The organism is Streptomyces sp. OR43 (assembly GCF_008042275.1).
Classification (GTDB): Bacteria; Actinomycetota; Actinomycetes; order Streptomycetales; family Streptomycetaceae; genus Streptomyces.
In genome coordinates this window covers 355325-370450 of record NZ_RDBK01000008.1, presented here as the reverse complement: position 1 = coordinate 370450, position 15126 = coordinate 355325, and the positions used below count along the sequence as shown (strand labels likewise).

At 72.1% G+C, this 15126-nt stretch carries 11 protein-coding genes; 6 read left to right on the top strand and 5 right to left on the bottom strand.

Annotation, left to right across the window (positions count from 1 at the left end; genetic code table 11):
- Nucleotides 1–165 precede the first annotated feature (165 nt).
- Complete coding sequence (locus tag EAO72_RS05640; protein WP_261991333.1) at nucleotides 166–1272, top strand: DUF5925 domain-containing protein; 1107 nt, start codon at nucleotides 166–168, stop codon at nucleotides 1270–1272.
- Nucleotides 1273–1292: 20 nt separating this feature from the next.
- Here EAO72_RS05640 and EAO72_RS05635 read toward each other — a convergent pair whose 3' ends face one another.
- Entirely contained in the window at nucleotides 1293–1667 is a 375-nt protein-coding gene (locus EAO72_RS05635; RefSeq protein ID WP_148016073.1) for a GntR family transcriptional regulator, read from the bottom strand.
- Nucleotides 1668–1736: 69 nt separating this feature from the next.
- On the opposite strand from EAO72_RS05635, the gene EAO72_RS05630 reads away from it, so the two are divergent.
- From EAO72_RS05630 to htpG, 3 genes are read left to right on the top strand one after another with little or no spacing between them, the layout of a single operon-like run.
- Nucleotides 1737–2657, top strand: coding sequence for a GNAT family N-acetyltransferase (locus tag EAO72_RS05630; RefSeq protein WP_148016072.1), 921 nt, complete (start codon nucleotides 1737–1739; stop codon nucleotides 2655–2657).
- Nucleotides 2638–3207: a ribonuclease FAU-1 family protein gene (locus tag EAO72_RS05625; RefSeq protein WP_148016071.1), complete on the top strand. Its 570-nt coding sequence runs from the start codon at nucleotides 2638–2640 to the stop codon at nucleotides 3205–3207. Before EAO72_RS05630 ends, EAO72_RS05625 begins: the two co-directional genes overlap by 20 nt.
- A 49-nt stretch (nucleotides 3208–3256) precedes the next feature.
- On the top strand, nucleotides 3257–5200 hold the full coding sequence (gene htpG / locus EAO72_RS05620) for a molecular chaperone HtpG (protein ID WP_148016070.1): 1944 nt from the start codon (nucleotides 3257–3259) through the stop codon (nucleotides 5198–5200).
- Nucleotides 5201–5337: 137 nt separating this feature from the next.
- On the opposite strand, the gene EAO72_RS05615 is transcribed toward htpG, so the two are convergent.
- Entirely contained in the window at nucleotides 5338–6885 is a 1548-nt protein-coding gene (locus EAO72_RS05615; RefSeq protein WP_148016069.1) for a trifunctional class I SAM-dependent methyltransferase/NUDIX hydrolase/VOC family protein, read from the bottom strand.
- 206 nt (nucleotides 6886–7091) lie between these two features.
- Here EAO72_RS05615 and EAO72_RS05610 point away from each other — a divergent pair, with 206 nt between their 5' ends.
- Entirely contained in the window at nucleotides 7092–8117 is a 1026-nt protein-coding gene (locus EAO72_RS05610; protein ID WP_148016068.1) for a lytic polysaccharide monooxygenase auxiliary activity family 9 protein, read from the top strand.
- Between the two features lie 41 nt (nucleotides 8118–8158).
- Here the strand turns inward: EAO72_RS05610 and EAO72_RS05605 are convergent, their stop codons facing one another.
- The 3 genes from EAO72_RS05605 to EAO72_RS05595 form a co-directional block, all read right to left on the bottom strand.
- Entirely contained in the window at nucleotides 8159–9052 is an 894-nt protein-coding gene (locus tag EAO72_RS05605) for an esterase/lipase family protein (protein WP_148016067.1), read from the bottom strand.
- Nucleotides 9053–9250: 198 nt separating this feature from the next.
- A complete protein-coding gene (locus tag EAO72_RS05600; protein ID WP_148016441.1) occupies nucleotides 9251–10249 on the bottom strand; it encodes a DNA polymerase Y family protein in 999 nt (332 codons plus the stop codon).
- A gap of 77 nt (nucleotides 10250–10326) precedes the next feature.
- On the bottom strand, nucleotides 10327–13812 hold the full coding sequence (locus EAO72_RS05595) for a DNA polymerase III subunit alpha (protein ID WP_148016066.1): 3486 nt from the start codon (nucleotides 13810–13812) through the stop codon (nucleotides 10327–10329).
- A gap of 162 nt (nucleotides 13813–13974) precedes the next feature.
- On the opposite strand from EAO72_RS05595, the gene EAO72_RS05590 reads away from it, so the two are divergent.
- Nucleotides 13975–15030 (top strand): DUF3533 domain-containing protein, encoded by a 1056-nt coding sequence (locus EAO72_RS05590; protein WP_148016065.1) that lies wholly within the window; start codon nucleotides 13975–13977, stop codon nucleotides 15028–15030.
- Nucleotides 15031–15126 lie beyond the last annotated feature (96 nt).

Below are 15126 nucleotides of genomic sequence, written 5' to 3'. Positions count from 1 at the left end.
TTCGGAAGTGTCCATGCCAAGTCGATCGGATGAGCTTTTGCCTCCGGCTCCCTGAGTTCGTGTCATATCGGCGCACCGGGGGCGCGCCTCGGCGCGTGCCGGACCGGAACAGCAGGTCACGAAACCTGGGTGCGCCGGGTGCGCACGTGCCGGATCATGGGCGGCATGTCTGCCAACCCCGAGTCCGCGCTGCCGATCCGGCTCACCGTCGACGACAGCGACTCACCGTCCGATGTCGTCGACGCACTGTTCCTCGGCCGCTTCGCGACGGGCGAGCAGCCGTACTCGCACAGCTCCTCGCTCGACCGGGTGAAGAAGAGCGCCACGCTGTTGCCCGAGGGCGCGAAGGTGCTGCGCGCCGCCCGCGACGACGACCGCAGTGCCACGCTGGCCGAGGGCGAGGGCTGGACCCTGCTCATCTCGCGGTGGAGCCGCGGCGCCGATGTCACGGTCACCGCGACCAGCCCGGAACTGGCCGGCAAGGTGCTCGACGAGGCCACGGAAGGCGCCCAGGACGAGCCGGAGCCCCAGCCCGAGAACGTGACGATGGGCTTCTGGTACGTGTCGCCGCGCCGCGGCCCGTACCGCACGACCCGTCAGATCGCGGCCGGCACCTGGGACGAGATCCGCTCCAACTACACCGCGCCCGTGGCGGGTGCCATGGACCGGCTGATGAAGGTCACCCCCGACGACATCGCGGGCCGGCTGCTCCTGCTGCACGGCCCGCCCGGGACCGGCAAGACGTCCGCCCTGCGCACCCTGGCCCGGTCCTGGCGGGACTGGTGCCAGGTCGACTGCGTGCTCGACCCCGAGCGGCTCTTCAACGACGTCGGCTATCTGATGGACATCGCGATCGGCGAGGAGGACGGCAGCGCGAAGGGCCGCTGGCGCCTGCTGCTCCTGGAGGACTGCGACGAGCTGATCCGCGGCGAGGCCAAGCACACCGCCGGCCAGGCGCTGTCGCGGCTGCTGAACCTCACGGACGGGCTGCTGGGCCAGGGCCGCAACGTGCTGGTGGGCGTGACGACCAACGAGGACCTGGAACGGCTGCACCCGGCGGTCGTCAGGCCCGGCCGCTGCCTGGCCCGTATCGAGGTGGGACCGCTGACCCGCAAGGAGTCGGTGGCCTGGCTCGGTACGGAGGAGGGCCTGGGCCGGGACGCGGCCCGCGAGGGCACGACCCTGGCGGAGCTGTACGCACTGCGCCGCGGCACGGGCCCGGCATCGGTCCCCAAGCAGGACTCGGGGGCGGACGCGGGTCTGTATCTCTGAGCCCCGTCCCGGCCCTCACCTCAGCCCTCGTACACCGCCCGCACCGCGTCCTGCGCCAGCTCCAGGGCCCGCGCCCGGGACGTCCCCAGCCGCCGGGCCTGCTCCGCGTACTCGCGTGCGGCGGTGGCCGCGTGGCGTTCGGCGGCGTCGCCCGCAGCGGCGACGAACGTCCCGTTGCGCCCCCGCGTCTCGATCACCCCGTCCGCCTCCAGGGCCCGGTAGGCCTTGGCGACGGTGTTGGCGGCCAGGCCCAGCTCCTCGGCGAAACCGCGAACGGTCGGGAGCTTGTAGCCGACCGGCAGCGCGCCGGAGCGGGCCCGTTCGGAGATCTGCGTGCGCAGCTGCTCATACGGAGCGGTGCCGGAATCCGGGTCAACGGCGATCTTCAGAGTCACGGGCCGATTCTGCCCCACCGCCGGAAATTCGGGGGCGGACGGGCCGGACCCGCGGGTACGGTCCGGGCCATGACTGTCATCGTTCGCGACTTCCGGCCCGCCGACGCCGAGGACTGGGTGCGGGTGAGGCGCGCGGCGCTCCCGTTCATGGTCATCACACCGGAGCGGGTGGTCTTCGACCTGGCCACCGCCCATCCCGGCAAGCGCTACCGGATGCTCGTCGCGGAGGAGGACGGCGAGGTCATCGGGACGGCGCAGGTGGGGCTGGCGCACGAGAGCCCCACGCCTGGGCAGGCGTTCTGCAACACGTTCGTCCACCCGGAGCGGACCGGCCGGGGCGCGGGCACGCTGCTGATGCGCACGGCCGAGGAGTACCTGGCCGTGGCCGGCGCGACCTCGGTCTACACCTGGGTGGTGGACACCCCCGGCGACCTGGCGTTCGCGGCGAAGCACGGCTATGCGCCGAGCCGGTCCTCCCACTTCTTCCGTCTGGGCCTGACGGGCTCCACGCTGCCGCCCCGTCAGGAGATCCCGGCCGGTGCCGAGCTGCGCACCGCCGCCGACTTCGCCGACGATCCGCGCCCGCTCTTCGAGGCGGACGCCGAGGCCACCGCGGACGAACCCAGTGACACGCCGGCCGTGCTGTCGGACTACGAGGAGTGGCTGACGGAGACCTGGCGCAGTCCCAGCCTCGACCACCGTCTCACCTCGGTCGTGGTGGCCGACGGCGAGGTGGCGGCGTTCAGCCTGGCGGAGACCGACGGGGTGGACCGCTACTGGTCGGGGATGACCGGCACCCGCCGGGCGTACCGCGGCCGGGGGCTGGCGAAGCTCGCGAAGAACGACTCGCTGCACCGGGCACGCGCCGCCGGGTACACCGACGCCTACACCGGCAACGACGCCGGCAACGGGCCGATGCTGGCGATCAACCGCTGGTTCGGCTACGAGCTCTGTACCACGGAGGTGCGCCATGTCCGCAAACTCGTCTGAGCCCGGCCTGACGTCTGGATCCGGACCGACGGCTGAGCCCCGACTGACGGTCGTCCTGGTCAAGGCCGGAAAGACCAAGATCAGGTATCCCGTGACCCTGGTCGCCGACGACGGAAACCGGATCACGGTCCGGGCACCCTGGGCCGCCCCGGGGGTCCGCGACTTCGGCTTCGTACGCTTCGAGCCGGGCGACGTCTTCACCGAGCACTACTGGCGCGACGCCTGGTTCGCCGTGAAGGAGGTGCGCAGCGGCGGCGGCGTACTCAAGGGCTGGTACTGCGACATCACCCGCCCCGCGGAGATCCGGGACGGGACTCTTCTGGTCGAGGACCTGGATCTCGACCTGTGGGTGTCGGCGGACCGCTCCGCCGTACTGCGGCTGGACGAGGACGAGTTCGAAGAGAGCGGACTGGCCGGGCGCGATCCGGCGGCGGCCCGGGAGGCCGTTCGGGCCCTGGACGGCCTGGAACGGATGGCCCGCGCGGAGGGTCTGGCCGGACTGCTCTCCCGGCCTTCGGAACGCGCCTGCGAGGACGATCAGTTGACTTAGAGTTCTCAGGTCGTTGCCCGCCCGGTGACCTGAGAAGGATGCACGGACTATGCCCACTGAGACGTTCGAGTTCCAGGTGGAAGCGCGTCAGCTTCTGCAGATGATGATTCATTCGATCTACTCGAACAAGGACGTGTTCCTGCGTGAACTCGTCTCCAACGCCTCCGACGCGCTCGACAAGCTGCGGCTCGAAGCGCTCCGCGACGACGCGCTCGGCGCGGACGTGTCCGACCTCCACATCGAGCTCGAAGCCGACCGCCCGAACCGGACGCTGACCGTGCGGGACAACGGCATCGGGATGTCGCACGACGAGGTGGTCCAGCTCATCGGGACCATCGCGAACTCGGGTACGGCCGCGTTCCTGAAGGACCTCAGGGAGGCCAGGGACGCCGGGGACGGCGCTGCGGCCGAAGGCCTGATCGGCCAGTTCGGTGTCGGCTTCTACTCCAGCTTCATGGTGGCCGACGAGGTCGTCCTGCTGACCCGGCGGGCGGGCGAGGACCGGGGCACCCGCTGGACGTCGACCGGTGAGGGCACGTACACGATCGAGACCGTCGACGAGGCCCCCCAGGGCACCACGGTCACTCTCCGGCTCAAGCCGGAGGACTCCGAGGACCAGCTCCACGACTACACGTCTCCATGGAAGATCAGGGAGATCGTCAAGCGGTACTCGGACTTCATCACCTGGCCGGTGCGCATGGTTCCGGAGCCCGCCGGCGTGGGCTCCGGGGAGGGGGACGAGGGCGGTGACACGGCGCGCGAACCCGAGACCATCAACTCGATGAAGGCACTGTGGGCCCGCTCGCGCGACGAGGTCACGGACGACGAGTACCACGAGCTGTACAAGCACATCAGCCATGACTGGATCGCCCCGCTCGAAACCATCCGGCTCCAGGCCGAGGGCACGTTCGAGTACCAGGCTCTGCTGTTCGTCCCCTCGCACGCGCCCCAGGACCTCTTCGTTCAGGGGTACAAACGCGGCATCCAGCTCTATGTGAAGCGCGTCTTCATCATGGACGACTGCGAGGCGCTGATGCCGTCATACCTGCGCTTCGTCAAGGGCGTCGTCGACGCGCAGGACCTGTCGCTCAACGTGTCGCGCGAGATCCTCCAGCAGGACCGCCAGATCCAACTGATGCACCGGCGGCTGGCGAAGAAGGTGCTGTCGGCGGTCAAGGACATGATGTCCGGCGATCCGGAGCGCTACGCCACGTTCTGGCGGGAGTTCGGCCGCGTGGTCAAGGAGGGGTTGCTGAGCGACTTCGAGAACCGCGACGCCATCCTCGGTGTCGCCTCCTTCGCCACGACCCACGACAAGGAGGAGCCGGCCACGCTACGGCAGTACGTGGAGCGGATGAAGGACGGCCAGGAGCACATCTACTACCTCACGGGCGAGTCCCGGGAGGCGATCGAGAACTCCCCGCACATGGAGGCGTTCCGGGCCAAGGGCGTCGAGGTGCTGCTGCTGACGGATCCCGTCGACGAGGTGTGGGTGGAGGCGGAGCCCGAGTTCGACGGCAAGAAGCTGCGGTCGGTCGCCAAGGGCGAGGTCGACCTCGGTACGGAGGAGGAGAAGAAGGAGGCCGCGACCGAGAGGGAGAACCGTCAGCAGGAGTACGCGGATCTGCTCAGCTGGATGACGGAGCGGCTGAGCGGGACCGTCAAGGACGTGCGGCTCTCCTCGCGCCTGACTGTCTCACCTGCCTGCATCGTCTCGGACACGCACGATGTGACACCCGCCCTGGAGAGCATGTACCGCGCCATGGGGCAGCCCGTCCCCCAGGTGAAGCGCATCCTCGAACTCAACCCCGAGCACCCGTTGGTCGGCGGCCTCAACCGGGCGTACGCCGGGCGAGGCGGGGACACCGGCTCCGGTCTGGAGGAGACGGCCGAACTCCTCCACGATCTGGCGCTGCTGGCCGAGGGTGGTGAGCTGGGCGACCCGTCGCGCTTCGTCCGGCTGATGGCCGACCGTCTGGAGCGCACGCTCTGAAGCCTGCCGGTCCCTGATCCGCCGGACAGCCGGGCCGCCCCGGACACCGGGCGGCGCCACAGCACCCTCGGACGCCGGTAGGGGGCCCGCACACCCGGTGGCGTGCTCCGCCTCGCGCCGGAGCACGCCACCGGGTGTCAGTGCCGCCGCCGCGCCCAGCCATCGGTGTGCGGTGCCGGGGCCGACGGCCCGGGGCGGGTGGGCGCGGCGCCGGCCACCAGCTCCACCTCGTACCCCGCCGTGTCCTCCAGGTACGCGGCCACGTGCCCGTCACCGCCCGCCCGCGGATGGCGGTCGCCGAAGAGCAGCCGCCAGCCGTGCTCCGGGGCCCGGGCCACCAGCGCGTCGAGCCTGGCCCGGTCCTCGACGTGGAACGCCAGGTGGTTGAGCCCGGGGCGGCGTCGCTCATGCCCTCCGGGGACCAGGTCGGGCGACTGCTCGATCACCACATAGCTGTCGCCCCGCCGCCAGCTGCGGCCGTGCGCCCACTGCTGGTACGGGACATGGCCCAGCTCACCGAGGAGCCAGCCCCAGCCGGACGCGGCGGCCGCCAGGTCGGGCACCCACAGCTCGATGTGGTGGAGCCGCCCGGTGCGGGCCCCGCCGGCCGGCAGCGGAACGGCCCGCCGGACGCCCCGCGGCTCGAACACGACGGTGTCGCCGTCCTCGTGCCAGTGGATCAGGAAGTGCTCCCCCGTCCGGTAGCCGTCCAGGCCGGCGCGGCAGTACGCGACCATGTCGTCCGGCAGGGCGTCCAGCGGGAACCACGCCAGCTCGGAACACTTGTCCGGTTCGCGGTTGTGCGGGGGACGCTCGGGGTCGTACGCCGCCTCGAAGAACCAGCCCGTCCTGGGGTTGCCGCCCGGTCCCCGGTGCTGCATGACCAGGGCGGTGCGCAGCTCTTCCGGCTCCAGCGCCACCCCGATCTCCTCGGCCGTCTCGCGGATCACCGCCTCCCGGACGTCCTCACCGTCCTCCACGTGCCCGGACGGCGCGTGCAGCAGCCCGTCCGCGTACCCCGTACCGGCCCGTCGGGCGAGCAGGACGTCCGGGCCCCGGCGGAGGATCAGATGCACATCGACGACCTCGGTGTGCCGGCGGGGAGGTTCGGCACGCGCCACCAGGGCGTAGCGCTCGTCGTCGACCTCCTTGCCCCAGAGGTCCCGGTCGCCGGAGAGCGGCTCGTGGTGGACGCGCTCGGTGAACGGGGCGAGCAGCGCGGAGAGCCGCCGGGCGGACAGACCGACCCCGTTCCACACGCCCTCCACCAGGACCAGTCTGCCGCCGGGCCGGAGCAGGCCGAACCAGTGGGCCAGGACGGCGGCCGGATCGGGGAGCAGCCACACCACGTGCCGGGCCAGGATCACGTCGAACCGCTGCTTGCCGACCGGCGGCGCGGCGGCGTCCCCGACCAGGACCTCCGTCCCCGTACCGGCCAGCTTGGCGCGCGCCTGCTCGACCATGCGGGGCGAGCGGTCCACGGCGGTGACCCGGTGGCCCTGCCCCGCGACGAGCAGCGCCAGACTTCCCGTGCCGCATCCCAGGTCGAGCACCTCGGACCGATCCCGGGGCAGCCAGTTCTCCAGCCGCTGCGCCCAGGCATGCCGGACCACGGGGTCGAGCAGGCCGTGGTCCGGCTCGTCATCGAAGGATCCGGCGGCTGCGTCCCAGTCGATCGTCGTCATGGACCGATCGTGCCAGCTGCCACTGACAACGGCGGAGGTCTCTCTCGGGAAGGCAGGTCTTAAGCGTTCTTGAGTGGCTCCTTAAGCCCGTCATAACGATGGCCGGCAGCCCCTCTCCAGGGCCTTTCCGGGACTGGGCGCGGGCTAGCTTGCTGTTCCCCGGACGTCCCGCAGACCGCCGTGGACCGCTGAAGGAGTACCTCACCATGCCCGCCATCACCCCCGCCCGCCGCCGGACCGCCGCCGTCGCCGCGCTCGCCGCGACGCCGCTCGTCGTCACTGTCCTGACCGCTGCTCCGGCCTCGGCGCACGGGTCGCTGACGGACCCGGTGAGCCGGGTCTCGGCCTGTTTCGCCGAGGGTCCGGAACACCCGCGGTCCGCCGCGTGCGTGGCCGCGGTCGCGGCCGGCGGCACACAGGCGCTGTACGACTGGAACGGGGTCAACATCGCCAATGCGGCGGGTAAACACCGGCAGTTGATCCCGGACGGCAAGCTGTGCAGCGCGGGCAACGACAAGTTCAAAGGGCTCGATCTGCCGCGCGCCGACTGGCCGGCCACCGCTGTGAAGGCCGGCTCCCACACCTTCCGCTTCCGGGCCACCGCACCGCATCGGGGCTCCTTCGCGCTGTATCTCACCACGGCCGGCTACGACCCCACGAAGCCGCTGAAGTGGTCGGACCTGGAGGAGAAGCCGTTCGCCGAGGCCACCGACCCCGAGCTGGTGGACGGTTCGTACGTCTTCGACGGCACCGTTCCCGAGCGCTCGGGACGCCAGCTGGTCTACACCGTCTGGCAGCGGTCGGACTCCCCCGAGGCGTTCTACGCGTGCTCCGACGTGGTCTTCGACGGCGCGGGCGGCAGCGGAACGAGCGGCAGCGGCTCGGTCGCCGCCGTGCCCGCGCCGTCCGCTTCGGCGCCTTCCGAGCAGGAGATCACCGAGGGTGCGCAGAAGTCCTCGGTCGAGCACGGCGGCCACGGTGACGACGACGCCGGTACGGGCGCGGCGGTCACCGAGGCGGCCGGTGCGCCGGCTCCGGCCAATGCCCCGGAGCCGGACAGCGCGTCGGCCGGCGTCCCCGTCGCCGGGTCCGACCACCTCGCCGAGACGGGCGGCAGCGCCGCCACCGGCCGGCTGGCCATGGGGGGCGCCGCCGCGGTCGCACTGGGCGCCGCCGCCCTGCTGGTCTCGGTCCGCCGCCGGGCCACCGCGGCGGCCCGGCGCGGACGCTGACGGACGGTCCGGTCAGTGACCGTTGCTGTCCGGCGCGTTCCCTACCCGATGACCGAGGCGCACGTGGTCGGGGTGGCGTGCGCCGGGTCCAGGGCGTTCGCCACCTCGTGGTAGGCGATCCGGTCGATGGTCCCGATCGCCACATGCTCGGACAGGTCGACCGGGCACAGGTCCTGGAGCAGGACGTTGCGTACGTCCGGCCCGTCCAGGAACTGTGTCCGGTACGGGGTCACGACCTCGTCGTACCGGGTCGCGATGACGGTGTAGTGCACGCCGGGCACGGTGTCGGGGAGCGAGTTGAGCTTGGTGACGAAGGGCGATCCGGCCACCTGGTCGGCGAGTCCCGGCGTACCGGCGTTGAGCAGGTCCCCGGCGCCGGGGAAGTACGGAAGCAGCTTGGTCAGGCCGAGGAGGGTGGTGCCGTGGTTGTCGGGCGCGAGCCCGACCAGGGCGTTCACCTTGGGCGCTCCGCCGAGGAACTTCAGGTAGTAGTTCGGCATCATGCCGCCCTGGGAGTGGCCGACGAGGTCGGCCTTGGGGGCCCCGGTGGAGGCGAGCACCTTGTCGACGAAGGCGGCGAGCTGTCCGGCCGACTTGTCGATCGGGCCGAGGCCGTTGAAGAGCGGCACGCCCGGGAGCTGCCCGTAGTCGAGCGAGTAGACGCAGTAGCCCCGGTTGACCAGGTAGGGGGCGAGGACGAGCCAGTTGTCGACGGAGTTCCCGAAGGTCCCGTGAACCAGGACGACGGGCCGCGGGTGGGCCGCGGAGGGCTTGCAGGAGTAGTCGTTCCAGCCACGGGAGGTGGCCGTGACGGCGGTGGGGGCGGCTGCAGCAGCGGTGGCCGTGGGGGTGGCGACTGCGGCGACGGCGAGGAACAGTGCGGCGAGGGCGGTCCGCGCACGTGGGGTACGCGGCGCACGGGTCCAGGGCAGCATCGTGTGGTCTCCTTGCGGCTCAAGGGAGTTGCGATGTCTGTGCACCCTGCGGCCCGGACCACAAGTTCTGACGACGTTCTATGTGCTCATGCCAACTTACGCACGAGTAAGGTTACGTGGGAAGTTACGCGTCGGTAAAAACTGACCCGGGAGTAACCGTGGCTTCAGGACAGTTCAGGACGGTGTCCGGCACGCGGCTCAGGCCGCGAGCCGCCCCGGCATCACGGCCCGCGGCCCGAACTTCTCCCGCAGCCGGTCCGCGACCGCCTCGATCCGCCGGACCCGCTCGTCGACCGGGTCGAAGGTCAGCTGGTGCGCGGCCCGCCCGGCCTCGCCGAGCCCCTCGGCACGCAGCGCGATCCCCCGCACCCGGGCCCGCTGCAGGGCGAACGAGTCATGGATCCGGTAGGCGAGTGCGGTGAGCTCCGCGGAGTGCGCGGTGGGCTCGCGGAGCGTACGGCTGCGGGTCAGCGTCGCGTACCCGGTCCGGTCGGCGTAGCGCACGGAGACCGCGAGCGAGCGGCACACCTGCCCCTCGCCGCGCATCCTCGCCCCCAGCTCCTCGGTGAGCGACATGAGCGCACGCCGCTGCCGCTCGCGGTCCAGCTCGTCGCGCGGAAAGGTCCGTTCGGCGGCGAGCGAGCGGGCCGCGGCGTTCGGTACGACCGCCGTACGGTCGATGCCGTGCGCCCGCTCCCACAGCTCGCGCCCGGTCCGCACCCCGGTGATCCGTTGCAGGGTGCCGAGCGGAGCGGCCGCGATCCGGCCGACGGAGTCGAGTCCGTATCCGCACAGGGTCCGGGCCGTCGCCGCCCCGACGCCGTCCAGCGCGGCGGCCGGCCGGTCCGCGAGGAAGGCGGCGGCCCCGCCGGCGGGCACCACGAAGGTCGTCCCGGGCGCGGCCTGCCGCAGCGCCATCCGGGCCAGCATCGGGTTCCCGGCGGCCCCGATCGCGCAGTCCACGCCGTGCAGGGCCAGCGCGCGGACCCGGATCACCGAGGCAAGGCCCGCCACGTCCCGCCCGAAGTAGCGCAGCGCGCCCCGGACATCGGCGAGCGCGCCGTCGGGCGGCGCCGCCTCGACGAGAGGGGTGAACGAACCGAGCAGGGCGAGCAGCCCCGTGTAACCGGCGCCGTCCGGGAGGCCGCCGCCGACCCGGCGGAACCGCAGGCAGAGGATTCCGGGCTGCTCGCTCATCCCGCTCATCTCACCCACCCTGCTCAACCCGCTCATCTCACCCACCCCGCTCATCCCGCTCATCCCGCTCGTCCCGTTCATCCCGCACTCCCCGGGCTCTGATGCCACAGCTTCCGTCCGGTGGGTGCGCCCTCGCCGGGCGGCTGGAGGTCGGACCAGGGGTTCATCTCGTAGCCGGTGGGCATCCGGATCCGGCGGCCGTCGTCCGCCGGGGACTCGGAAGACGCGGCGCCCTCCTCCTTCTCCGGAGCGGGCACCTCCGCCAGCCGGGCCGCGACCGCGTCGAGTCCGCCGGTGCGCCGCAGCTCGGCCAGCTCGGCCAGGTTCCAGGCGGCCGCGCCGACCACGCTCAGGCTCCGCGGCCCGCGCCGCTGCACCACCCCGCGCACCAGCAGCAGCCAGGAGTGGAAGACGGTGTACGCGCAGGCGGCATGACTGTCGTCGAAGAAGGCCAGGTCGACCAGGCCCGTACCGTCGTCCAGGGTCGTGAAGACGACCCGGCGCCCGGAGCGGACGGGCGGGGTCTGGGTGGCCGCCTTGGCACCCGCGACCAGCACGGTGTCTCCGTGCCGCGCCTCACGCAGCCGCTTGGCCGAGACCGCGCCGAGCTCCTCCAGGAAAGCGTGGTGATCGCCCATCAGATGGCGCGAGACGTCCATGCTCAGCACACCCAGTTCGGCGCTGAGCCGTTCCGCCTCGTTGAGGTCGGGCAGACCGATGGACCCGGTCCGGTGCCCGCCGCCGAGCGGAAGCTGCGCGCCCGAGCCGCCGGAACCCGCGCCGCGCTGGGCCCGGTGCAGTTCGGACAGGTGGAGCAGCAGATCACGCCGGTTGGCGCCGAACGCGTCCAACGCGCCGACCTGGGCCAGCCGTTCGGCGGCGGGCTTGCCCGGACGGGCCCGCTGCCAGAAGTCCAGCAGCGAGGTGTAGGGCTGCCCGGCCTCGATCCGGCCGACCTCGGCCGCACTGATCCCATGGACGTCCGAGAGCGCCAGCCGCAGCCCCCAGGCCTTCCCGCCCCCTCTCTCCTCATCAGACACCAGTTCGATTCGATGGACGGCCGCCGACCGGTTCACATCCAGTGGCAGCACCGGAACCCCGCGCCTCCGGGCGTCCGCGAGCAGCAGCCGCTTCGGGTACATCCCCGGGTCGTGGGTGAGCAGCCCGGCGTAGAAGGCCGCCGGGTGATGCGCCTTCAGCCAGGCCGACTGGTAGGTCGGCACGGCGAAGGCCACCGCGTGCGCCTTGCAGAAGCCGTAGCTGCCGAACGCCTCGATGATCTCCCAGGCACGGGCGATCACCTCGGCGTCGTACTTCCGGGCTGCCGCGTGCTGCGCGAACCAGAGCCTGATCCGGTCCTGCGACCCGGGGTCGGAGAGCCCGCGCCGGACCCGGTCGGCCTCACCCCGGCCGCAGCCGGTCATGAGGTCGACCATCTCGATGATCTGCTCGTGGAAGACCACTACTCCGTACGTCTCGCGCAGCGGTCCCTCCAGGTCGGGATGCGGATAGCGGACCGGCGCCCTGCCGTGCCGGGCCTCGATGAACGGGCGCACCATGTCGGCGGCGACCGGACCGGGCCGGAACAGCGAGATGTCGACCACCAGGTCGTGGAACGTGGCCGGCTGGAGCCTGCCGACCAGGTCACGCTGGCCGGGCGACTCGATCTGGAAACAGCCCAGCGTCTCGGCGGACCTGATCAGCCGGTACGTCTCCGGGTCCCCCGGCTCCACGGCGTCCAGGTCCACTTCCTCGCCCGAGGCCCGCTCGACCTCCGCGACCGCGTGCGCCATCGCCGACTGCATCCGTACACCGAGCACATCGAGCTTGAGCAGCCCGAGGTCCTCCACGTCCTCCTTGTCGAACTGCGCCATGGGGAAGCCCTCGCCGCTGGTGGGCATGACGGGGGTGCGGCGCAGCAGCGAGGCGTCGGAGAGAAGGACCCCGCACGGGTGCATGGCGATGCCGCGCGGCAGGGCGTCGAGCGCCTCCACCAGTTCCCACAGCCGTCCGTACTTCTCCTTCGTCCTCGCCACTTCCCGCAGTTCGGGCAGTTCCTCCATGGCGGCGAGGGCGTCGCGGGCCCGGATGTGCGGGAAGGCCTTGGCGAGCCGGTCGGTCTCGGCCGGGTTCATGGAGAGTGCGGCGCCGACGTCGCGGATGGCGTGGCGCACCCGGTAGGTCTCGGGCATGGCGACGGTGGCGACCCGTTCGGCGCCGAAGCGGCCGATGATCGCGCGGTAGACGTCGAGGCGGCGGGCCGACTCGACGTCGATGTCGATGTCGGGCAGCACGAAGCGGCGCTTGGAAAGGAAGCGCTCCATCAGCAGCCCGTGCTCGACCGGGTCGGCGTGGGCGATGCCGAGGAGATGGTTGACCAGGGAGCCGGCCCCGGAACCGCGCGCGGCCACCCGGACCCTCATCTCCCGTACGTCGTCCACCACTCGGGCGACCGTGAGGAAGTACGAGGCGAAGCCGTGGTGGGCGATGATGTCCAGTTCGTGGTGCATCCGGTCCCAGTACTCGCGCCTGCGGTCGTAGCCGCGCAGCACCATGCCCGCGGCGGCGCGGGAGGCCAGCACCCGCTGGGCGGTGCGCCGGTCCGCGCCGACGAGGTGCGGTTCGGGGAAGTGGACGGAGCCGAGGCCGATGTCGCCCCGGGGGTTGACCACGCAGGCGTCGGCGGTGTGCCGGGTCTCCGCGAGCAGTCGCGCCCCCGCGCCGGGGCCGAGTCCGGCGGCGGAGGTGATCCGCTCGGCGGTCTCCGCCATCGCGTGGGCGTCCTTGAGCCAGCGCTCACCGCTGTCGAGCGGGGCGCGGCGCGGGTCGACGGGGACGAGCCTGCGGGCGGAGTCGAGTACGTCGGCGACCGGGCCCTGCCCCGGATCGGCGTACCGGACGGCGTTGGTCAGCACGGCCCGTATCCCCTGCTCGGCGGCGAAGCCGACGGTACGGGCGGCGAGCCGCAGCGAACCGGGTCCGGTGCCGTCGCGGCCGTGGTGGACGGCTTCGAGCCGCAGGTCGTCGCCGTACACCTCCCGCCAGGGGGCGAGCAGGGCGGCGGCCCGGTCGGGGCGGCCGGCGGCCAGCGCCCTGCCGACCTCGGAGTCGGGTCCGAGCAGCACGGTGAGCCCTTCGGCGGGCAGCGCGGAGCGGTCGACCAGGGGCCGGCCGCCGTCGGGCACGGCCGCGTGGGCGGCGGTGACGAGGCGGCAGAGCTCGGCCCAGCCCTGGGCGCCGTCGCGGGCGAGGAAGGTGACCCGGGGTGCGGATTCATCGACAAAGGCACCACCACGGACCGGGGTCCGCAGCCGGTGCGTACGCCCGTCGCCCTCCGCGCGCACGGCGGGGGCCACGGCGAGATCCACCCCGAAGAGCGGCCGCACCCCTGCCCGCTCACAGGCCTTGGCGAACCGGACCGTACCCGCCAGGGTGTCGCGGTCGGTCAGCGCGAGGGCGTCCATCCCCCGTTCCGAGGCGCGCTCCGCCAGCCGCTCCGGGTGCGAGGCCCCGTACCGCAGGGAGAACCCGGAAACGGTATGCAGATGCGTGAACCCGGGCACCCGCACCTCCTGAACCAATCCGTACTCACCACCCCCTCGCTCTCCACCATAGACCAAGTTTCGAACATTCGTACGATACCCGGGTGTGAGCCATCCCCGCCCTTTCCACCATTCGGCCCGGCCCCGACTGCGTGAACGCCGGGAACCCCGGAGCGTGGGGGCATGACTTTCGTCGACGAGGTGAAGAACGCCGTCACTCCACGGGCCGCACTGCTCGTCATCGGAGTACTGGCCCTGCAACTGCTGTTCATCGCGTCCTACATCGGAGCGCTCCACAACCCGAAGCCGACGGATGTCCCCTTCGGCGTCGTCGCGCCCCAGCAGGTGTCCACCCGCCTCGTCACCGAACTGAAGAACCTCCCCGGCGACCCCCTGGACCCCCGCACGGTCAGCGACGCGGCGACCGCCCGCCGGCAGATCCTCGACCGCGAGATCGACGGCGCCCTGATCGTCAACCCCAGGGGCACGACCGATACCGTGCTGGTCGCCTCCGGCGGGGGAACCGTCCTGGCCACCTCCCTGACGAAGATCATCAAGGCGGCCGACTTCACCCAGCACCGCACGGCACGCGCCGTGGACGTGGCCCCCGCCTCGAAGCAGGACTTCGACGGCCTCTCCTCGTTCTACCTGGCCGTGGGCTGGTGCGTGGGCGGCTACCTCTGCGCCTCGATCCTGGCGATCAGCGCGGGCAGCCGCCCTGCCAACCGTCAGCGCGCGGTGATCCGGACCGGCGTCATGGCGCTGTACTCGATCGCGGGCGGGATCGGCGGCGCGATCATCATCGGCCCGATCCTCGGCGCCCTGCCCGGATCCTTCTGGGGCATGTCGGGCCTGGGCGCCCTGACCGTCTTCGCGGTCGGCATGATCACGCTCGCCCTGGAGGCGCTCACCGGCATCGTCGGCATCGGCCTGGCCGTCCTGATCGTGGTGATCGCGGGCAACCCGAGCGCGGGCGGCGCCTTCCCGCTCCCGATGCTCCCCGACTTCTGGCGGGCGATCGGCCCCGCCCTGCCCCCGGGGGCCTCCACCTGGACGGCCCGCTCGATCGCGTACTTCAGGGGCAACGCGGTGACCGGGCCGCTGCTGGTGCTGTCCGCGTGGGCGGTGGTGGGCACGGTCATCACCCTGCTGATGGCGATGCGGAAGAAGCCGGAGGCGGCGGATGCCGCGGACGCCCCGCTCACGGGGGCGGCTGGTGGGGGCTCGACGTCGGCCTGACGGCGGGGCGGGCCCGCCGCCCACACTCTTCGCTGCCGCCCCCGCCCGTGAGCGGGGGCGGCAGCGGTGTCCTCCTGCCCATCACCCGACGAACAC